A 17493-nucleotide genomic window follows, 5' to 3' on the forward strand; every position below is an offset into this window, starting at 1 on the left:
ATGCTTTACGAAACACGCCTTTTGTATACCATATAGCGTGTTGGGTGGCTGTCCTTCTCACCGGAAGGCACATCCTCAGCAGTTGAAAGCTGCCATGCCGACGAATCGATTTTCGGGAAATATGTGTCCCCTTCAATAGAAGCGAGCACACGCGTCAGATGCACATAGTCCACGAATGGCAACGCCTGCGCATAAATATTGCCACCACCTATGATGCAGACGTCACTGACATTCATTTCGCCAGCAAGTTTGCGGCCAAGCGATATCGCCTGTTCCACGGAGCGCACGATCTGCGCGCCTTCTGCAGCAAAATTCTCGTCGCGCGTGATCACGATATTAGGGCGTCCCGGCAAAGCTCGGCCAATCGAGTCCCACGTCTTGCGCCCCATGATAACCGGTTTGCCAAGGGTCAGCGCTTTGAAACGCTTTAAATCCGTCGAGAGCTTCCACGGCATATCGCCATCACGACCGATAACGCCGTTTTCGGCCGCAGCAACAATGATGGAAAGCAACGGCTCATGCATATTAATCATACCGCAATTGGGGCCCTGATCGTTGGATCAGCTTCATAGTTCTGCAATTCAAAATCCTCAAATCGGAATTGAAACAGGTCTTTGACATCGGGATTGATATGCAGGGTGGGCAGTTTCTTTGGGCTGCGGGTCAATTGCTCCCGCGCCTGCTCAAAATGATTGGAATATAAATGTGCGTCACCCAGCGTATGGACGAAATCGCCCCGCTTTAGTCCCACGACTTGTGCAATCATCATCGTCAGCAGGGCATAAGAGGCGATATTGAACGGCACACCGAGAAAAATATCCGCTGAACGCTGATAAAGCTGGCACGACAATTTGCCTTCGGCAACATAGAACTGGAACAGGCAATGACAGGGCGGCAGTGCCATTTCATCAACCAGTGCCGGGTTCCACGCTGATACGATCAGGCGACGCGATTGCGGATTGTCTCGCAGCATTTTCAAAAGATTGGCAATCTGGTCGATATGCCGCCCGTCGGGCGCTGGCCACGACCGCCACTGATAGCCGTAAACGGGACCGAGATCGCCATTCTCGTCAGCCCATTCATCCCAGATCGTAACGCCATTGTCTTTCAGATAGGCAATGTTGGTATCGCCTTTGAGAAACCACAACAGCTCATGAATAATGGAGCGCAGATGCAGCTTCTTGGTGGTCAGGACAGGAAAGCCCTCCTCCAGATTGAAACGCATCTGATAGCCGAATACCGAACGCGTCCCCGTTCCTGTGCGATCGCCACGATCAACGCCGTTATCAAGCACATGCTGGAGAAGATCGAAATAGGTGCGCATAGGAGTTTCCAAGACCGATTCGTGAGACCTTACTATAACGACAAAACCCGGCGCAGGGTGCACCGGGTTCAAATTCCACAATCAAAGCGGCCACAATCAAAAGGAGCCGATCAAAGGTCTCCGAGTTTGCCGAGCTGCTTGGCCACCAGATAATAGTAGGTGACGCGGCTCTTGTTGCGATCGCCCTTCATGACTTCAGCGACGTGATTGACCACTTCTTCCGCCTTGGCTTCATCGGCAACGCCAAGCTTCTTGGCGACCCAGCTATCACGCACGCGCTTCAATTCTTCTGGGTCGGTCACCGAAACGAGCGAAGAATCGCGATTGCGCAATGCAATACCCAAATGGCTGACAATTTTCCCCACAACCGCTTCGTCGGCTGCAGCATCGTAACGACGAACGTCCGCGATATAGTCACTCATCTCTTCATTCTCCTTGCATTGGGACAGATCATCCCGTTTCAGGTCATGGGACAAGCGAACAACCTTAAGCTATCGACAAATCCCGAGATATGGTGCGAGGATTGACCACAGAAAGCAGGCTGTCAACGGAAAATGACCATGCAGACCATCAATAAAGAAAGCCGGCAATACTGCCAATTCCTGCATTCCCTCTTCCAATCCGCATCCACCTTGCCTATATAAGCCTTGCTGGTGCAAGCCAGCTATGGTGATAAATGGACGGTGTAATAAACCTATTGGACCCGGGGGCGGTACCCGGCGCCTCCACCAGAACGCAGGCTAAAGAGTTGGGCTTGCGCTGTGGTGGGGGCGAAATAGGATCGACAAGGGTGTAAAGATCGCTCTTTTACTCGGCATGATACCACCGTTATCGGGTCAATTGAGTAGTTGCAAATGACAACAAAGCTCAGGGTTATGCTCTCGCTGCCTAATGGCGGTGCGGGAAACCCACTCTAAAGTCCTTGGGGTTAGCCCCTCAAGGCGGGGTTCGGAGGCACCTGGCAACAGAAGCCTCCACTTTCTTTCAAGCTGGAGCTACATCGAACTCATCCGCTTTGCGCGGCAGAATGATTTGTGTCAGCACGAATGCGCTCACGGCGCATCCTGCGATACCCGCCGCCATAGGAACAACGGTTCCATCAAAATATGCGCTGGTAAGCGCAATCGCCGCTCCGCCTATGATGAAATGCAATGTTCCCATGAGCGCTGAAGCGGTGCCCGCAATGCTGCCGTAGTTCTCCAGAGCCAGAACTGCCGTCGTCGGGATAACGAGGCCAAGAAACCCATAGCCGACAAACAGAAAAGCAGCGATCAGCCACAGAGAATGATGGCCCATCAGCACAGCCACATACATGGCGAGCATCGCCGCGGCAAATCCCGACACCGCGATGCGCATCACGCGGCGTAGCCCGAAGCGCGCTCCAAGCCATCCGTTCAGCTGCGACACGCCGAAGAACGACACCGCATTGGCAGAAAAGGCCAGCGCATATTGATTGGGTGTAAGGCCATAATGATCAATCAGCACGAAGGACGAATTCGCCAGATAGACGAAGAAGGATGAAATGCCGAAACCACCGATGAAGACCAGACCAAGATAGTAACGGTCCTTCAACAGTAGCCGATAGCTGCGCAAAGCACTTGCGAGATTGCTTTCAAGGCGCGCCTCGCGTGTGCGCGTTTCCTTTTGAAAAGCAGTCAGAAGCACGATTGCAGCCACTGCCGCAATCAGAACTGCCCAGAAGACACCGCGCCAGCCAAAAAAGCCGATGATAACAGAACCGGTCAGAGGGGCGAGAATCGGCGATACGGAAAATACGAGCATTAGAAGCGACATGAGCCGCGCGGCTTCGACGCCACGATGAAGATCACGCACAACAGCGCGCGGAATGACCATGCCGGCAGCCGCACCCAGCCCCTGAACAAAGCGAAACAGCACAAGCATATCAATGTTGGTGGCGAGTGCCGAACCTATGCTGCCCGCACCAAAAAGCACCAGTCCGACATAGAGCGGGGTTTTACGTCCGAACATGTCGGACAAGGGACCGTAGAAAAGCTGCGCAATCGCCAGAGCGACGAAAAATGCCAGCAGGCTCATCTGAACGGCACCGGTTTCGGCGCGCAGATCAGCGGCAATTGTCGGCAAGGCAGGCAGATACATGTCGATTGCAAAGGGACCGACGGCAGAAAGAAGACCAAGAACAACAGCATTGCGCACGAGGCCGGGAGTCATGGGAGGACGCGCTTTCATCAATGTTTCGTGAGGCCACTGCCACAAATACTGAGCACTGACATTTCCAGGGAGGATGGATCCGTCAGGCTCAAAATCCAGAAGCAGCACTAATAAGGCATTGTATATTCAGTATCTTTTGCCAAATAATCGAGTTTTAAATTTTATGCCTTCACAAGCGAGGCATCACGATTGACCGCAGTGGGATACTGTCTATACGATATGCCAAAATAAATTTGACACTCATGTCAAATTAGACACCATTGTCCAAAACGTCAAGACATCTTATGTTAGATCTATGAAACCTGCTGACATCATCGAGATACCACCTTCTTCCGGCAAACAGGGGCCGTCCGCAAAGGGTCCGGTCGCTGCTGCGAAGCCTGGGCAATGTATGAAGCGCGACTTCATCCTGTGCTCTGCGGCACGTGTCTTCGCGCGTGACGGGCTTCAGGGCGCCAGCATCGATGTGATTGCGAGCGAGGCTGGCGTTTCGCGCCAGACCATCTACAATCACTACCGTGACAAGGAAATGCTGCTATCGGCGGTCGTAGAGGATGCGTTAGAGCGCATGAACGCTAGCCTTTTCGCGGTTATTTCCACTTTTCCGCAGTCGGGTGATAATCTGGATCAGTCCCTCGTTGCATTCGCGATCCGGATGAGCCGAAACTGTATCTATGATCCGTCCGCCGCATTTCTGCGCAACCTGATACAGTCGGACGAGATCGACAACTCCTTCACCATGCAGCTTTGCAGCAAGAAGGGGCCGGCGCAGGCCGTCCCGGCGATCGCCGCCTGTCTGTCACGACTTGCTCTGGCAGGAAATCTGCGGATTGACGATCCTGATATCGCTGCGCGGCATTTTCTTGCCCTGATCAGCGCCGATACACATTTTCACACACTGGCAGGACACAGCATCGATGAGACCATCATCGAACGTAGTGCTGTCAATGGTGTGCGCACTTTCCTGCTTGCCTTCGCCGGAAACTCTCCAAAAGACCATTGAGAGCTTTCATAGGCAGGCTGAAACAATATATATCGTCATTTCCTGCAAGAACTAACTTGACATCCACCCGCGAATCCGTGGGATAAGCGAATTATGGTACAGGACCTTATCCGTTACGATATTCTCGCCCAGGAAGCCCTGAGGGGCGTCATCCGCAAGGTTCTTGCGGAAGCGGCCAAGGCTGGCCTTCCGGGCAATCATCATTTTTTCATCACCTTCCTGACCGAAGCGCCCGGTGTGCGCATTTCGTCGCGACTGAAGGAGAAATATCCCGAACAGATGACCATCGTGTTGCAGCACCAGTACTGGGACATGAACGTTACTGACCATTTGTTCGAGATCGGGCTCTCATTTGGCGATATCCCGGAAAAGCTGATCATTCCTTTCTCGGCTATTCGTGGCTTCTACGACCCTTCAGTCAATTTCGAGCTGGAATTCGATGTCGCGGTGGCGCAGCCTGAGAGCGACAATGATGAAGACGGCACTATCGCACCGGTCGAAATGATTCCGGTGGATGACGATCCGGCGGCAAAACCCGAAAAGCCGAAGACGAAATCCCGCAAATCTTCCGCCGCAAAAGCTGAAGATACCGGCAAGGATGCCGCCGACGGCGAAGAAAAGCCTTCTGCTGACGTGGTCTCGCTAGACGCTTTTCGTAAAAAATAACGCTGTCCTGTTTTTGGCCTGCACACAATCGGACTGCAACCATGTTGGGGCGGGATTTCTATGCGCCGCTTGATAGCTCAGGCTGCTCTCAGATAAGCGGTGCCGTAGCAGCGATGTTGGTGGTGCGGGATAGAGCCAACCTTTGCTCTGGAAGATTGATCCGATGAGTGAAATCGTCAACCTGCGACAGTTCAAAAAGAAAAAGGCTCGTGACGCCAAGGAAAAGCAGGCGGAACAAAACCGTATTGATTTTGGGCGAACCAAGGCGGAAAAAGACGCTACGAATGAAGCGGCTCTGAAGGCTCGACGTTTTCTGGACCAGAACCGGCTTGAACGTGACGACGATAAAGGCGAAACCTCATGACAGGCAGCCTCTTGAAGACTGACCAGGCAAAGGCTGCCTTGCGCAAGCATTCGGTTAGTATACACGGCCACGCCACAAGCTATACGCTTGAAGATGCGTTCTTTGAAATCATTGCACAGATAGCCAAAGAGCGCAGCCTACCGATTGCGGCTGTTGTCGCAGAGGTCGACAGCCAGCGCGAACGCGGAACCAATCTTTCCTCGGCGTTGCGTCTTCACGCTCTAGAATGGCTGAAATCGCAAATACCCGATAGCCACTGACGCAATCTAAGCCGTCAGTAATTATTGATCAGGTCGCAGGCTCTTGATGAAATCTTCGACCGACTGGCCGCTTGGCGACAAGGGTTCTCCAACCTCGCCCGAAGCAGGCCTCTGTGCTTTTTGCTGCTCGTTCCTTAGCCTCCGCGCTTCCGCTTCCGCTACAACACGCCTGCGCTCGGCAGCTCCTGCTTCAAAAAGTCCAAGCTCCCGGCGCAGCCGCTGTTTTTCCATCAGGCTCGCCTGCATGGTTTCGACGCGCTCCTGCTCACGTTTCAAGACACGTTGGGCCAAGAACTGCGCCAGCGGCTGGCGGTCTATATGGACGTTCGGCGCATCATAAGTACCATCAAGCGTAAAAGTCACTTCCGGAGAAAATCCGGCCTGCGCAGCAGCCTCGTTTTGCAAGATAAAGGCACCGCCGCCGCCAAGACCGAGCGTTGTCAGATCGACTTGTAGGGTGGTTTGAAGGCGAGTATTGCCCTCACTCAGTTCCACCATAGGCAGGCGCGCGATACCGCCAGCGATTGTAAAATCAAAACGCGCATTGCCCGGCGCGAAGCGTCCCTGCCCCACCGCCTTTTCGGTGACCGCTGCAAAACGAGCAGCATCCATTTTATCTGCACTGGCCGGCTCTTCGCTGATTGCATCTGAAGTCGCCAACATCTCAGGCAGCGCTCCCGCATCAAGACCGTCGACCGTAAAATCCTCGACGTCAAACGTCCCCGCACCGGCAAGAGAACCGACCAGATCGCTCGCGTTCTCACCACTACCATTGAGGGCAAGCGATGCTTTTACGGTACCACCAAGCGGCGTACTGCCATTCTCCAGCCGATAAAAATCGGCAAGGCTGGCACCACTCCATTTCATATCAGTGGTCAGAAGCGCGTTCTTGTCACTGTTGCGCAAGGACAGGTTGCCGGTGAGGTATCCGCCTTCCCAGTGTCCGGTGATTTCGTTCAGGCTTACACCGTCCATCGTCTTTTGAAGCCGTGTTGAGAATTCGCTGACCTCTCCGAAACCGCCCATATGCATTTGCGACGCATTGAGTTTCATGTCGAGGAGCAGGGGCAGTGAAGGTCGGGCAGAAAAAGGGATTTGCGGCCAGATTGATTTGGCGCTTGGCCTTGCGGCTTCAAGAGCTTCATCGCCGAGCATTATAGCGGCAATACTGCCCGCTTCCAGCAACGCAATCTTGGCCTCGCCCTTCAACAGAGGCAGACCGCTGTCGGCAAGGTTCGCCTCTAGCCGCGCCGAAATATCTTCCCCGCCAAGTTTACCAGCGAGGTTGGGAAACCGGAGAATGCCCTTTGCAAACTGGAAGTCGCTGGAAAGATCGACGGGAAGACCGGCACCGTAGCCCGGCAGCGCATAACCCACTGTCGCGATGAAAGGCTGCAGATCAGCGGCGTTGACCGTAGCCTTTCCACTGGCCGCAATATCCTCGCCGACCAGCGAGATCACACCATCCGCAGAAGCGGTGCCATCGGGCGCCGTCAGCTTTAAAAGCGTGCGCATACCGGCACTTGGCGCGCCCTGCATGGTCAGATCGGCGGTGAGTTCCCCGGCAAGTCCAAGCGGCAGTGCCCGAAAGCCGATCAGAGCGAGCACAGCCTCACCTTCAGATGAAGTCGCGCTGCCATTGAGCTGCATCTGCAACGGATCAGTATCCACCTCACCGCCACTGGCGGTTCCCGATAGTTCCAGCGTCATGGCACCTGTCTTCCCGGTGACACTGAAGGAAAGCTCGCCATTTCCCGCAGGCATTTTCGACCTGTTTTCGGAAGGGCGTGCGGTTTTCTCCCGCGCTGCATTGTTTTTTGCGATCGCCTCGTGTGGCAGCTGTCGGTTTGGAGCGGTCGCATTGGCGATGACGTTAATCTCGCTGTCTTCGAAAAGCCCCGGGAAGTCCGCCGCCCGTACCGAAAGCACTCGAAACAACGGTAGTTGGGGATAACGATTAGCCATCAGCGAAACGAAACGGCTGAGGTCTTCGGAGAGAATGGTTGCATCGAGCGACCCCGACGGCATATTGGCGAAAGGTTCATAAGTTCCTGTTGCAGTCAGGGTCGCTCCCGCCACGTCGCTGATCATCAGGCGGTCGAAATCAAACCGCCCGTCATGCAATCGCACCGCCAGATCGACATTGCGGGCTTGGATATCCTGATAATCGACTGGCCCCGCCTTGAATGAAAGATTGAGCGCTTGTGTATTAAGAAGCGCCAGCCCCTCACCACCTGAGAAGAGGGTGAACGTCGCCTGCAAAGCCTCGCTCTGGACGGCTTGCCCGGAAAGACTGATATCCACGACAGGCTCTGCCCCGCTTCTCGTCTCACGTGACAGCGAGCCCTTGAGCGTTGTACCGCCAAGACCGATCTCCAGATCGTCGATGCGCTGTATGCCCCTGCGCAAATTCACCTTGCCGGAAAAACCGGCGCGATCAAGCGTGCGGATCGAGTCGTCAACCCTTTCATTGAGCCAACCAGCAAGACCGGAAGGCTGGCGCGAGGCGACGAGCATATCGCCAGTAAAGCCGAACTCATCACCGACCGAAAGCTTGCCCTTGGCCTCGACCTTCGTGCGTCCCGGCAGATCGGCCGAGAACTGGAGAATGTTCCAGTCGCCAGCGTCCGGCTCGGCATTGATTGTCACCGAACGGATAGTCGTGCCGCCTGCAATGACTGCCGGCAGACGCAGATCGATACGTCCGGGCATGGCCGGAACCGGCAATTGTTCGAGAATGCGATGCAACGTGTCAAAACGATCGGCCAAAGGAACAGCTTTGGCTTTCTCATCTTCGGGCACTTCAGCACGTCCCCAGAAAATCTGCTGGCCATCGGCGCTGACTTCAAAATGCGGCACCAAACCATAATCGAGCAACGCCTTACCGTTCACGACATAGGGATTATCAACCGGCCCCTGCTCCATGCGAAACTCGCTCGCGTCAAAACGATCGGCATCAGCGTTAAATTTTCCATTCACCCGAAGATCGCTGAAAAACGGCTTTTCTGTAGGCTCTTTTGGTCCTTTTCCGACCTGCGCCACCATATCGGCGGAGCGTAGCGAGAAATCCCCGGAATAACTCAACCTTCCATCATTCAAAACCACATCGCCATCTGTCTCCAGCGTTCCAGGGATGGCTTGCGGTGACAAGCGTAGACGAAGCCTGAGTGACCCATCCGGCTTTGCCTCGCCGCTCGTAAGATTGGCCTTGAAAGCGCGTCCCTCAAGCTTGAAATCCGAATCTGCCTTCCATGGTCCGGCAAGGCTGTTGGCCGACATGACGGCATTGAATGCGGTCAATTCAATTGTCCGGCCCTTTGCCTGATCATGAAGCGTTATGGCACCATCCTCGACCGATAGGCGCTCGACCTTGATCTGCGCGGGATCGAGTGGCGTGGTGGGGCGAATGGCCCAGTCGACTTTGCCATCTTGTCCCAGCGCGATCGTTGCGCGTGGCCGTTCGACCCGCATATCGAAAATCAGCAGCTGCCCCCGCAGAAATGGCATAAGCTCTGCGTCCATCGAGAATGTGTCGACAGTCATAACCGGCTGAGCCTCATCCGCGCCGACACGTACATCTGCGAAAGTGACGGATGGAAACGGCAAAAGCCGCGCACTGACATCGCCCGCGACTTTGACAGGACGCCCGAGAACGCGGCTCGCCTCGCGCTCAAAATCGGCACGGTAGCCGCCCCAATCCACGAAAGGCGGCACCACCAGCGCGGCAGTCAACAGTAAGACGAGAAACCCGCCGATGATGACAAAGATGCGGCTCAAAAAAAAGCTCCAGTAAGATCGATGTGCCGGGCAAGACCAATGTACGAAACGTGCGTGAATCACGCCGCTTTCATCGTGGCAACATAGAGCATGTTCGCCAAAAGTGCGAAACCGTTTTCAGTGCAAGCCCATCTACGCTGGGAACAACATCACGAAACCAGAATTTTACCGGGGTTCATGATATTGTCCGGGTCGAGCGCCTTTTTGACCATCTGCATATAATCCACGGCATCACCTAGTTCGAGCGTCAGATATTTCATCTTGCCCTGTCCGATACCATGCTCGCCCGTGCAGGTGCCCGACATCTCCAAGGCGCGTTTCACAAGCCGGTCCATGAATTCCTCGGCCCGTTCCATCTCGTCCGCATCCTCGGTATCAAGAAGCAAAAGCAGATGAAAATTTCCGTCACCGACATGGCCGACAATGGGCGCGATAATGCCACTTTCGGCAATGTCCTTTTCGGTTGCAGTGATACAGTCGGCAAGCCGCGAAATCGGCACACAGACATCGGTTGAAACACCCTTGCAACCAGGACGCAGAAGCAGCGAGGCAAAATAGGCGTCGTGACGCGCGCGCCAAAGACGTTCGCGCTCCTCCACGTCCTTCGTCCAGAGAAATTCACCGCTGCCATTGGCAGCGGCAATCTCACCAAATATTTCAGCCTGCTCGGCGACGCCGCTGTCTGTTCCGTGAAATTCAACGAACAGGTAAGGCTGCGCTTTATAGGGAAGCTTCGAATAGCGAATAAGCGCTTCCATCTGCAACGTGTTGACCAATTCTATACGCGCGACCGGGACACCCATCTGGATGGTTTCGATTACCGTCCGGCAGGCCGACTCCACATCGGGAAACGGGCAGATGCCGCCGGAAACTGCCTGTGGAATGCCCTGAAGTTTGAGCGTCAGTTCGGTAATGATGCCAAGTGTTCCTTCGGCCCCGATAAGAAGCCGGGTCAGATCATAGCCCGCTGCGGTTTTCTTCACGCGTTTTGACGTTTCAATCAACCGACCGTCCGGCATGACGGCTTTGAGCGCTAGTACGTTTTCGCGCATAGTGCCATAGCGCACCGCATTGGTGCCGGAGGCGCGTGTGGCAGCCATGCCGCCAAGGGAGGCATTTGCACCCGGATCAATGGGAAAAAACAGCCCGGTATCGCGCAGATACTCGTTGAGTTCGCGCCGTGTAACACCCGGCTCGATAACGCAGTCGAGGTCTTCGGCATGAACGGCTAGAATACGGTTCATGCGTGTAAGATCGAGCGAAACACCCCCTGCCGGCGCATTAACCTGGCCTTCGAGCGAGGAACCGGCACCAAAAGCTATGACCGGCACGCGATGCTCGGCGCAGACGCGCACCACATCCTGCACATCCTGCGTGGTGTCCACGAAGATGACGATATCCGGTGCCTGTGTGGGAAGATAGGTTGTGGTGTGGCCGTGCTGCTCACGAATGGCCTGCCCCGTCTGGGCGCGCTCGCCGAAACGCTGTTTTAGAATGCCAACAACGGCGGCAATTCCTTCTTCATTGCGCTCAAACCAAACCGCATTTTCAAGCGACATGCGTATTCTCCGGATTTCAATTCTTAACCGACTTCCAATGCTAGACGTCAGCGAGGGCCAGCGTGCTCGCATCCTGTCCCAGATGGGCTGCAATGGCACCGACCACCAGATTATGATCATCACGTTGCGGCAGGCCTGAAACGATGGCCGCACCGATGACGCCTACGCCTGCAATACGGATTGGAAACCCGCCACCCGCCAGCGCATAGTCATTCACATCCAGCGCCTTATGCGGCGCGAACATGCGATCATCGCGTTTTTGTTCCAGAACAAGGCGATAGGTCGAGGCGTGAAAGCGGCGCACGACATTGAGTTTGCGGCGCAGCCATTCCGCATTGTCAGAAGTCGCCCCCTCAGTAGACGAGAAGAACAGCCTGCGATCCCAAAGTGAGATATCAATGGCGATGGAGAGTTTCTCGCTGACAGCTATATCGCGAATTCTCTGCCCAAGCGAAAAAGCGTCGTTTTCATCAAAAGAGGGAAAAACCAGTGCCTGTTCCTGGCGCAGTATCTGTTTGATGTCGTCGCTTTGTATCACTGACCCAGTTCCCTCAAAAATACTATTTCTCTTTTGCCCCCTCATTTACAAGATTGCAACATGCCCGATGAAGCTAAGTCTTGATTGATGGTGTGCAAATGGGTAGTGGGACTTTATGGTTCACAAGCCCACCCCTATCGACGTGCCGCCCAGCGGTATAAAAGTGCCGGAGTTCGTGGAAACCGCCGTTTTCAAGCGTGACGTTTTTTCCGAAACACGCGCCGGCTATTTCGCGAGCGATCCCGACACGCGCATCATTCGCCGCGTGGTAAGTGCTGCACCCTGGTGGTCAAGGCCGCTGGCGTGGATTCTGGCGCGACGCGAAATTCGCGGCCTTGAGACGGTCCGCGGCATTGAAGGCGTACCGCAGCTTCTTTATACCGACCGCGACGGGCTTTATCGCTCTTGGACGGAAGGTACGCCCTTGCATCTGGCGCGCCCGTCCAATCGCGAATGGTATCGCACGGCACACCGTATCCTTCGCGACATGCGTCGCCTTGGCGTCACGCATAATGATCTTGCCAAGCCGCAGAACTGGCTGATGACGCCGGAAGGCGAAGCCGCCGTCATCGATTTCCAGCTTGCAAGCACGCATCGGCGTCGCGGGGCGCTTTATCGCCTGCTGGCCTATGAAGATTTCCGTCACCTCATCAAACAGAAGCGTTCCTTTGCAAAGCATCTGATGACACCGACCGAAAAGCGAATTCTGGCGCGCCGCTCGCTGCCGTCACGTATCTGGCTTGCCACCGGTAAGAAGGTCTATAATTTCATTACCCGTGGTATCTTCAGCTGGTCGGATGGCGAAGGGACAGGTGACCGTATCGACAATGAAGGTCCAGCCATAATGGCAGCCCTCAAATCCGATCCACGCGTAAGCGATGTGGCGCTGGCTCTTTATTCCCTTCCTGCCAAGGGCGTAGGGCTTTATGCTTTCGTGGAAACGAAAGACGCCGATGAAAAAAGCCTGCGTGATCGTCTCAAGGCCCAGAAACTCGAACTGATCCAACCAGTCACGCTTTTGCCGCGCCGGGCCGATGGCACCATTCGCGACGATGTGCTGCGGCTGATTGCCATGAACCAGATGACAGAACTCGATGAATTGTTGCAACGCGAGCCGGAATTAAAGGAGGTGGTCGACAGTCTTGCAGCCAATCGCCTGAACTTTACCGACCGCCGCGTTACCCAACTGGAAACACAAACCGAATAATTAGTCGCTTTCGCTGGTTTTTCGGCTACGAATCATTACATTCGGTCCAATGTCTGATTTCCCTGATGATATGCCGTTTTTCGGCGACGAAACACCGGCAGGCCGTGCGCCCGCTTCCGGCTCTATTGCTGCACGCGCAATGGCCGCACGCAACCAGCAACATGGCGAACCTGATTATCTCAAAGGCCTCAACCCCGAACAGAAACAGGCCGTGCTGACCACCGAAGGCCCGGTTCTGGTACTGGCGGGTGCGGGTACGGGCAAGACCCGCGTTCTCACCACGCGCATCGCGCATATTCTGTCCACGGGGCTTGCCTATCCGAGCCAGATTCTCGCCGTGACCTTCACCAACAAAGCGTCGCGCGAGATGAAGGAGCGCATAGGCCATCTGGTTGGTGGTGCTGTTGAAGGCATGCCATGGCTAGGCACGTTTCACTCCATCGGCGTGAAGCTTTTGCGCCGTCATGCGGAGCTGGTCAATCTCACTTCTGATTTCACGATTCTCGATACCGACGATGTGATCCGGCTGATCAAGCAGCTTATTCAGGCTGAGGGTCTGGATGACAAACGCTGGCCTGCCCGCACGTTCGCAAATATGATTGATGGCTGGAAGAACAAGGGGTTTTCGCCGTCCGATATACCGGAAGGCGATGCGCGGTCTTTTGGCAATGGCAAGGGACGCGAACTCTATCAAGCCTATCAGGAGCGCCTGCGCACGCTGAACGCCTGTGATTTCGGCGACCTGTTGCTGCATCCGATCCGTATTTTCCGTAATCACCCGGATATCCTGCGCGAGTATCACGCAAAATTCCGCTATATTCTGGTGGACGAGTATCAGGACACCAACACTGCGCAATATCTCTGGCTGCGCCTGCTTGCGCAAAGGCCTCAAGTCAAGGCCACAGCCCCTGCAACACAAGCCGGACACACACCCCTACAGCCCGATAGGGCGTCCGAGCCGTTGCGAGGCCCCCGCGGAGCCGGTGAGCAAAGCGCACTCGGCGTGAGCGCAAATAAATCAGCACAGGTCAACCTGTGCTGTGTTGGCGATGATGATCAGTCGATCTATGGCTGGCGCGGCGCGGAAGTGGATAATATCCTGCGCTTCGACAAGGATTTTCCGGGCGCAGTCGTCATCAAGCTGGAGCGCAATTACCGTTCCACCGCGCATATTCTGGGAACAGCGGCACACCTGATTGCACATAATGAGGGACGTCTGGGCAAGACGCTGTTTACCGAAGCACCCAATCCCGATGATCCGCGTGTCAAAGTGCATGCAGCCTGGGATTCGGAGGAGGAAGCGCGTGCGGTGGGCGAGACAATCGAGCAAGCGCAGCGACAAGGTCATCTCCTCAACAATATGGCTATCCTTGTGCGCGCCTCGTTCCAGATGCGTGAGTTTGAAGACCGTTTTGTAACGCTTGGCCTCAATTACCGCGTCATTGGTGGCCCACGCTTTTATGAGCGCCTCGAAATCCGCGACGCCATGGCTTACCTGCGCGTGGTCGCCCAGCCTGCCGACGATCTGGCGCTGGAGCGCATCATAAACACGCCTAAGCGCGGCCTTGGCGAAGCGGCAATCCGGCAGGTGCACGACTATGCCCGCGCGCGGGATCTTTCGATGTTTGCGGCCGCCTGCGATCTGGTCGAAACCGAGGAACTCAAACCCAAACCGCGCTCCGCACTACGCGGCGTGGTCGATAATTTTCGCCGCTGGCAGTCGCTTCTCGACAGCACATCGCATACGGAACTGGCCGAAACGATTCTGGATGAATCCGGTTACACGGCCATGTGGCAAAACGACAAAAGCGCGGAAGCGCCGGGACGGCTCGAAAATCTCAAGGAACTCATCCGTTCCATGGAGGACTATGAGAGCCTGCGCGGCTTCCTTGAGCATGTGGCGCTGGTCATGGATGCCGAGAAAAATGAGGATATGGATGCCGTCAACATCATGACGCTGCATTCAGCCAAGGGGCTGGAATTTGAAACCGTCTTCCTGCCCGGCTGGGAAGAAGGGCTGTTTCCGCACCAGCGCGCGCTCGATGAAGGTGGACGCTCCGGCCTTGAGGAAGAGCGCCGCCTTGCCTATGTCGGCGTCACCCGCGCCAAGAAAAACCTGCATATCTGGTTCGTCTCCAACCGACGCATTCATGGCATGTGGCAATCGACCATTCCGTCGCGCTTTCTTGAAGAACTGCCTGTCACCCATGTCGAGGTGGCGGAACTGGAAGGCAATTACGGCGGCTACGGCAATAGCGGTTATGGCCAATCGCGCTTTGACCGCGCCGACCCGTTCCAGAACACCTATTCGACACCAGGCTGGCAGCGCGCGCAGCAAAACCGCTCGGACGCCACGCGCAACAATTGGGGTTCGCGCTCAGGTGCCAACGTCGAGCGTATCGGCTATGGCGAAACCGATTCTGGCTTCGGGGCCGGACGCGGCTCGGTGAAGGGACGCACCATCGACGGTGAGCTGGTGGCGAAATCGGTGGCTGACACGCCGTCTGTCTTCAAGATTGGTGACCGTGTGTTCCATATGAAATTCGGAAACGGCACTGTGACGGTTATAGATGGCAACAAGCTCACAATCGATTTCGACAGGGCCGGTCAAAAACGGGTATTGGATGGTTTTGTGAAACCGGTGTGAACCCGGCAAGCCTATTCTGGCTTGCCCTTTTCCCACGTGACATCGCCCTTATAGAGCGGGACCGTTGAAAGCGAGGTCTTGGCGGAGCCGTCCTGGACCTGTGCAGCATGTGCCAGATAAAGCAGCGTATTGTTTTTTTGATCATAAATGCGCGTGATCACCAGCTTTTTCCAGATCAGGCTTGTGCGGTCAGAAAACACCCGCTCGCCCTTCCGGCCCAGTTTGATATCACCGATGGTGATAGGGCCGGTCTGTTCGCAGGAAATAGAGGCATTGGACGGATCTTCAAACCATTTCCCCTTCTGCAATCGGTCGATCATGCTGCGCGAAAAAGATGCAAGATGGCAGGTGACACCCTTGATTTTTGGATCGGCGACCGCATCGATCACGATATCATTGCCAACCCAGTCAACGCCCACCTTGCCCACTTCTTCTGCAAAGCCGGGCATTGAAGCTGTAATGGCAAGCATAGGCGCCAACACAAACGGCGCAATTTTTCTCAATCCGGCCATAGTCACTCTCCTGTTCGTGCAATGAGAAATGGGAGTATGCAAATGGCTTTGCAAGAGCGTGTTTCAGCCTTCCCACTTTTCCAGAAAAGCATCAATTGCAAGCGTCTGAATATCCGGAATCACCTCATAGAGCTTTTCCACAGGCCAGTCCCACCAACGGAGCGCCAACAGCCGCTCAATGGTGAGGTCGTCAAAGCGCTTGCGGATGATATGTGCCGGAACGCCACCCATAATGCTGTAAGGTGCGACATCCTTTGTTACAACCGCATTGGCACCAATCACCGCACCATGGCCAATGGTGACGCCGGGCGTAATCACCGCGCCGTGACCAACCCAGACATCATGGCCGACGATCACCTTTCTTTGCTGCCGACGGCTGCGAAAATCAGCATCCAGCCCCAGATAGCGGAAATATTCGTTTGGACGATAGCTGATCTTATGCGTCGTGAGCCGTTCCATGGGATGTTCAAGCGCGTTGATGCGTACATTGGCGGCAATCGAGCAGAATTTTCCAATCTCGGTATAGATGCCTTCGCCGTTACGCTCAAAATAGCTGAAATCGCCCACCGTCACCTCGCGCAGAATGACACGCTCGCCGATCTCGGCATAGCGTCCAAGCTTGACGGATTTGAGCTGTGCGGTTGAATGAATGCGTGGTTCGCTATTCTGGAAACGCAGATCTTCATTCTCACTCATTTCAAAACTTTCTGAAATTTCCGTATTGTGTTAGAAGGGACCAAAACGGCATCCTGTGCGCTGACTTGCCCCAGCCGATAACAATGCAATTGAACCCTATCCTGTGCGATAAGGCATAAGACAAATTATGGTAGTGTGGACATGAAAAAATTTCTGCCAATTTTCATCATAGCTTTCATCGTCGTGATCGTTGGCGCTGCGGGCTTCAACATGATCCGTGACAAGGAAGCAGCCAAAGAGCCCTTTGGCGGACCGCTTGATCTCGTGACGATGGATGGGCAGAAATTCACCGAAAAAGAACTGCGTGCCACGCCAACAGCCATCTTCTTCGGCTTCACGCACTGCCCGGACGTTTGCCCGACCACCCTTTATGAGTTGGACGGATGGCTCGATCAGCTTGGCCCGGACGGTGAGAATATCAAGGCCTATTTCGTCACGGTAGATCCCGAACGCGACACGCAGGAGGTCATGAATACCTATGTCGGCAATGTATCCAAGCGTATCATTGGTATAACCGGCACGCCGGGCAATATTGCTTCCATGGTCAAATCCTATCACGTCTATGCCAAGAAAGTGCCGAGCGAAGACGGTGATTACACCATGGATCATACGGCCTCGGTCTTCCTGCTCGACAAGGGCGGTCATTTCCGTAGCACAATCGCCTATCAGGAAAATTCCGATACAGCACTACAAAAGCTCAAGAATCTGGCCAAAGGTGCTTCTGTTGCCTCGGTGCAGAAGCCGCAATAG

The 17493-nt window shown here is 55.0% G+C and carries 16 protein-coding genes and 1 other RNA gene; 8 read left to right on the forward strand and 9 right to left on the reverse strand.

The window, feature by feature from the left end; genetic code table 11:
* Positions 1 to 5 precede the first annotated feature (5 nt).
* The 3 genes from AAIB41_RS05855 to AAIB41_RS05865 form a co-directional block, all read right to left on the reverse strand.
* A complete protein-coding gene (locus AAIB41_RS05855) occupies positions 6 to 524 on the reverse strand; it encodes a dihydrofolate reductase (protein ID WP_343312310.1) in 519 nt (172 codons plus the stop codon).
* A gap of 5 nt (positions 525 to 529) precedes the next feature.
* Positions 530 to 1324 carry a thymidylate synthase gene (locus tag AAIB41_RS05860; protein ID WP_343312312.1) on the reverse strand — a complete coding sequence of 265 codons (795 nt, stop codon included), beginning with the start codon at positions 1322 to 1324 and terminating at the stop codon, positions 530 to 532.
* 110 nt (positions 1325 to 1434) lie between these two features.
* Positions 1435 to 1746 carry a DUF2853 family protein gene (locus AAIB41_RS05865; protein ID WP_343312313.1) on the reverse strand — a complete coding sequence of 104 codons (312 nt, stop codon included), beginning with the start codon at positions 1744 to 1746 and terminating at the stop codon, positions 1435 to 1437.
* Positions 1747 to 1934: 188 nt separating this feature from the next.
* Here AAIB41_RS05865 and ssrA point away from each other — a divergent pair.
* Positions 1935 to 2303, forward strand: a transfer-messenger RNA (tmRNA) gene (gene ssrA, locus AAIB41_RS05870).
* 5 nt (positions 2304 to 2308) lie between these two features.
* Here ssrA and AAIB41_RS05875 read toward each other — a convergent pair.
* Positions 2309 to 3514: a multidrug effflux MFS transporter gene (locus AAIB41_RS05875; RefSeq protein ID WP_343314680.1), complete on the reverse strand. Its 1206-nt coding sequence runs from the start codon at positions 3512 to 3514 to the stop codon at positions 2309 to 2311.
* A 295-nt stretch (positions 3515 to 3809) separates the two neighbouring features.
* Between AAIB41_RS05875 and AAIB41_RS05880 the strand changes: the two genes are divergently transcribed.
* The 4 genes from AAIB41_RS05880 to AAIB41_RS05895 all read left to right on the forward strand — a co-directional run bounded on the left by AAIB41_RS05880 (position 3810) and on the right by AAIB41_RS05895 (position 5807).
* A complete protein-coding gene (locus AAIB41_RS05880) occupies positions 3810 to 4517 on the forward strand; it encodes a TetR/AcrR family transcriptional regulator (protein ID WP_343312314.1) in 708 nt (235 codons plus the stop codon).
* Between the two features lie 93 nt (positions 4518 to 4610).
* Positions 4611 to 5183: an SspB family protein gene (locus tag AAIB41_RS05885; RefSeq protein ID WP_343312315.1), complete on the forward strand. Its 573-nt coding sequence runs from the start codon at positions 4611 to 4613 to the stop codon at positions 5181 to 5183.
* 163 nt (positions 5184 to 5346) lie between these two features.
* A complete protein-coding gene (locus AAIB41_RS05890) occupies positions 5347 to 5547 on the forward strand; it encodes a DUF4169 family protein (protein WP_343312316.1) in 201 nt (66 codons plus the stop codon).
* Entirely contained in the window at positions 5544 to 5807 is a 264-nt protein-coding gene (locus tag AAIB41_RS05895; RefSeq protein WP_343312317.1) for a ribbon-helix-helix domain-containing protein, read from the forward strand. Before AAIB41_RS05890 ends, AAIB41_RS05895 begins: the two co-directional genes overlap by 4 nt.
* Before the next feature lie 21 nt (positions 5808 to 5828).
* Here AAIB41_RS05895 and AAIB41_RS05900 read toward each other — a convergent pair whose 3' ends face one another.
* From AAIB41_RS05900 to AAIB41_RS05910, 3 genes are all read right to left on the reverse strand, one after another.
* Positions 5829 to 9584: an AsmA family protein gene (locus AAIB41_RS05900; RefSeq protein WP_343312318.1), complete on the reverse strand. Its 3756-nt coding sequence runs from the start codon at positions 9582 to 9584 to the stop codon at positions 5829 to 5831.
* Between the two features lie 149 nt (positions 9585 to 9733).
* The gene (locus AAIB41_RS05905; RefSeq protein WP_343312320.1) at positions 9734 to 11143 is read right to left on the reverse strand and encodes an FAD-linked oxidase C-terminal domain-containing protein; all 1410 of its coding nucleotides are present in this window, start codon (positions 11141 to 11143) and stop codon (positions 9734 to 9736) included.
* A 40-nt stretch (positions 11144 to 11183) separates the two neighbouring features.
* Positions 11184 to 11681, reverse strand: a complete 498-nt coding sequence (locus AAIB41_RS05910) for a heme-degrading domain-containing protein (protein ID WP_343312321.1) — start codon at positions 11679 to 11681, stop codon at positions 11184 to 11186.
* A 115-nt stretch (positions 11682 to 11796) separates the two neighbouring features.
* Between AAIB41_RS05910 and AAIB41_RS05915 the strand changes: the two genes are divergently transcribed.
* Positions 11797 to 12888 carry a serine/threonine protein kinase gene (locus AAIB41_RS05915; RefSeq protein WP_343312322.1) on the forward strand — a complete coding sequence of 364 codons (1092 nt, stop codon included), beginning with the start codon at positions 11797 to 11799 and terminating at the stop codon, positions 12886 to 12888.
* Between the two features lie 49 nt (positions 12889 to 12937).
* On the forward strand, positions 12938 to 15535 hold the full coding sequence (locus AAIB41_RS05920; protein WP_343312323.1) for a UvrD-helicase domain-containing protein: 2598 nt from the start codon (positions 12938 to 12940) through the stop codon (positions 15533 to 15535).
* 11 nt (positions 15536 to 15546) lie between these two features.
* Here AAIB41_RS05920 and AAIB41_RS05925 read toward each other — a convergent pair whose 3' ends face one another.
* The gene (locus AAIB41_RS05925; protein WP_343312324.1) at positions 15547 to 16047 is read right to left on the reverse strand and encodes a CreA family protein; all 501 of its coding nucleotides are present in this window, start codon (positions 16045 to 16047) and stop codon (positions 15547 to 15549) included.
* A 63-nt stretch (positions 16048 to 16110) separates the two neighbouring features.
* Positions 16111 to 16743, reverse strand: coding sequence for a DapH/DapD/GlmU-related protein (locus tag AAIB41_RS05930; protein ID WP_343312325.1), 633 nt, complete (start codon positions 16741 to 16743; stop codon positions 16111 to 16113).
* A gap of 141 nt (positions 16744 to 16884) precedes the next feature.
* Between AAIB41_RS05930 and AAIB41_RS05935 the strand changes: the two genes are divergently transcribed.
* On the forward strand, positions 16885 to 17493 hold the full coding sequence (locus AAIB41_RS05935; protein WP_343312326.1) for an SCO family protein: 609 nt from the start codon (positions 16885 to 16887) through the stop codon (positions 17491 to 17493).

The organism is Brucella sp. BE17 (assembly GCF_039545455.1).
In the GTDB taxonomy this organism is placed as follows: domain Bacteria; phylum Pseudomonadota; class Alphaproteobacteria; order Rhizobiales; family Rhizobiaceae; genus Brucella.

Coding starts and splice junctions, on each gene's coding strand:
- AAIB41_RS05865 (WP_343312313.1), bottom strand. CDS start 1,746: ATGAGTGACTATATCGCGGACGTTCGTCGTTACGATGCTGCAGCCGAC.
- AAIB41_RS05930 (WP_343312325.1), bottom strand. CDS start 16,743: ATGAGTGAGAATGAAGATCTGCGTTTCCAGAATAGCGAACCACGCATT.
- AAIB41_RS05885 (WP_343312315.1), top strand. CDS start 4,611: ATGGTACAGGACCTTATCCGTTACGATATTCTCGCCCAGGAAGCCCTG.
- AAIB41_RS05895 (WP_343312317.1), top strand. CDS start 5,544: ATGACAGGCAGCCTCTTGAAGACTGACCAGGCAAAGGCTGCCTTGCGC.
- AAIB41_RS05860 (WP_343312312.1), bottom strand. CDS start 1,324: ATGCGCACCTATTTCGATCTTCTCCAGCATGTGCTTGATAACGGCGTT.
- AAIB41_RS05890 (WP_343312316.1), top strand. CDS start 5,347: ATGAGTGAAATCGTCAACCTGCGACAGTTCAAAAAGAAAAAGGCTCGT.
- AAIB41_RS05880 (WP_343312314.1), top strand. CDS start 3,810: ATGAAACCTGCTGACATCATCGAGATACCACCTTCTTCCGGCAAACAG.
- AAIB41_RS05925 (WP_343312324.1), bottom strand. CDS start 16,047: ATGGCCGGATTGAGAAAAATTGCGCCGTTTGTGTTGGCGCCTATGCTT.
- AAIB41_RS05935 (WP_343312326.1), top strand. CDS start 16,885: ATGAAAAAATTTCTGCCAATTTTCATCATAGCTTTCATCGTCGTGATC.
- AAIB41_RS05875 (WP_343314680.1), bottom strand. CDS start 3,514: ATGACTCCCGGCCTCGTGCGCAATGCTGTTGTTCTTGGTCTTCTTTCT.
- AAIB41_RS05915 (WP_343312322.1), top strand. CDS start 11,797: ATGGTTCACAAGCCCACCCCTATCGACGTGCCGCCCAGCGGTATAAAA.
- AAIB41_RS05905 (WP_343312320.1), bottom strand. CDS start 11,143: ATGTCGCTTGAAAATGCGGTTTGGTTTGAGCGCAATGAAGAAGGAATT.
- AAIB41_RS05855 (WP_343312310.1), bottom strand. CDS start 524: ATGCATGAGCCGTTGCTTTCCATCATTGTTGCTGCGGCCGAAAACGGC.
- AAIB41_RS05920 (WP_343312323.1), top strand. CDS start 12,938: ATGTCTGATTTCCCTGATGATATGCCGTTTTTCGGCGACGAAACACCG.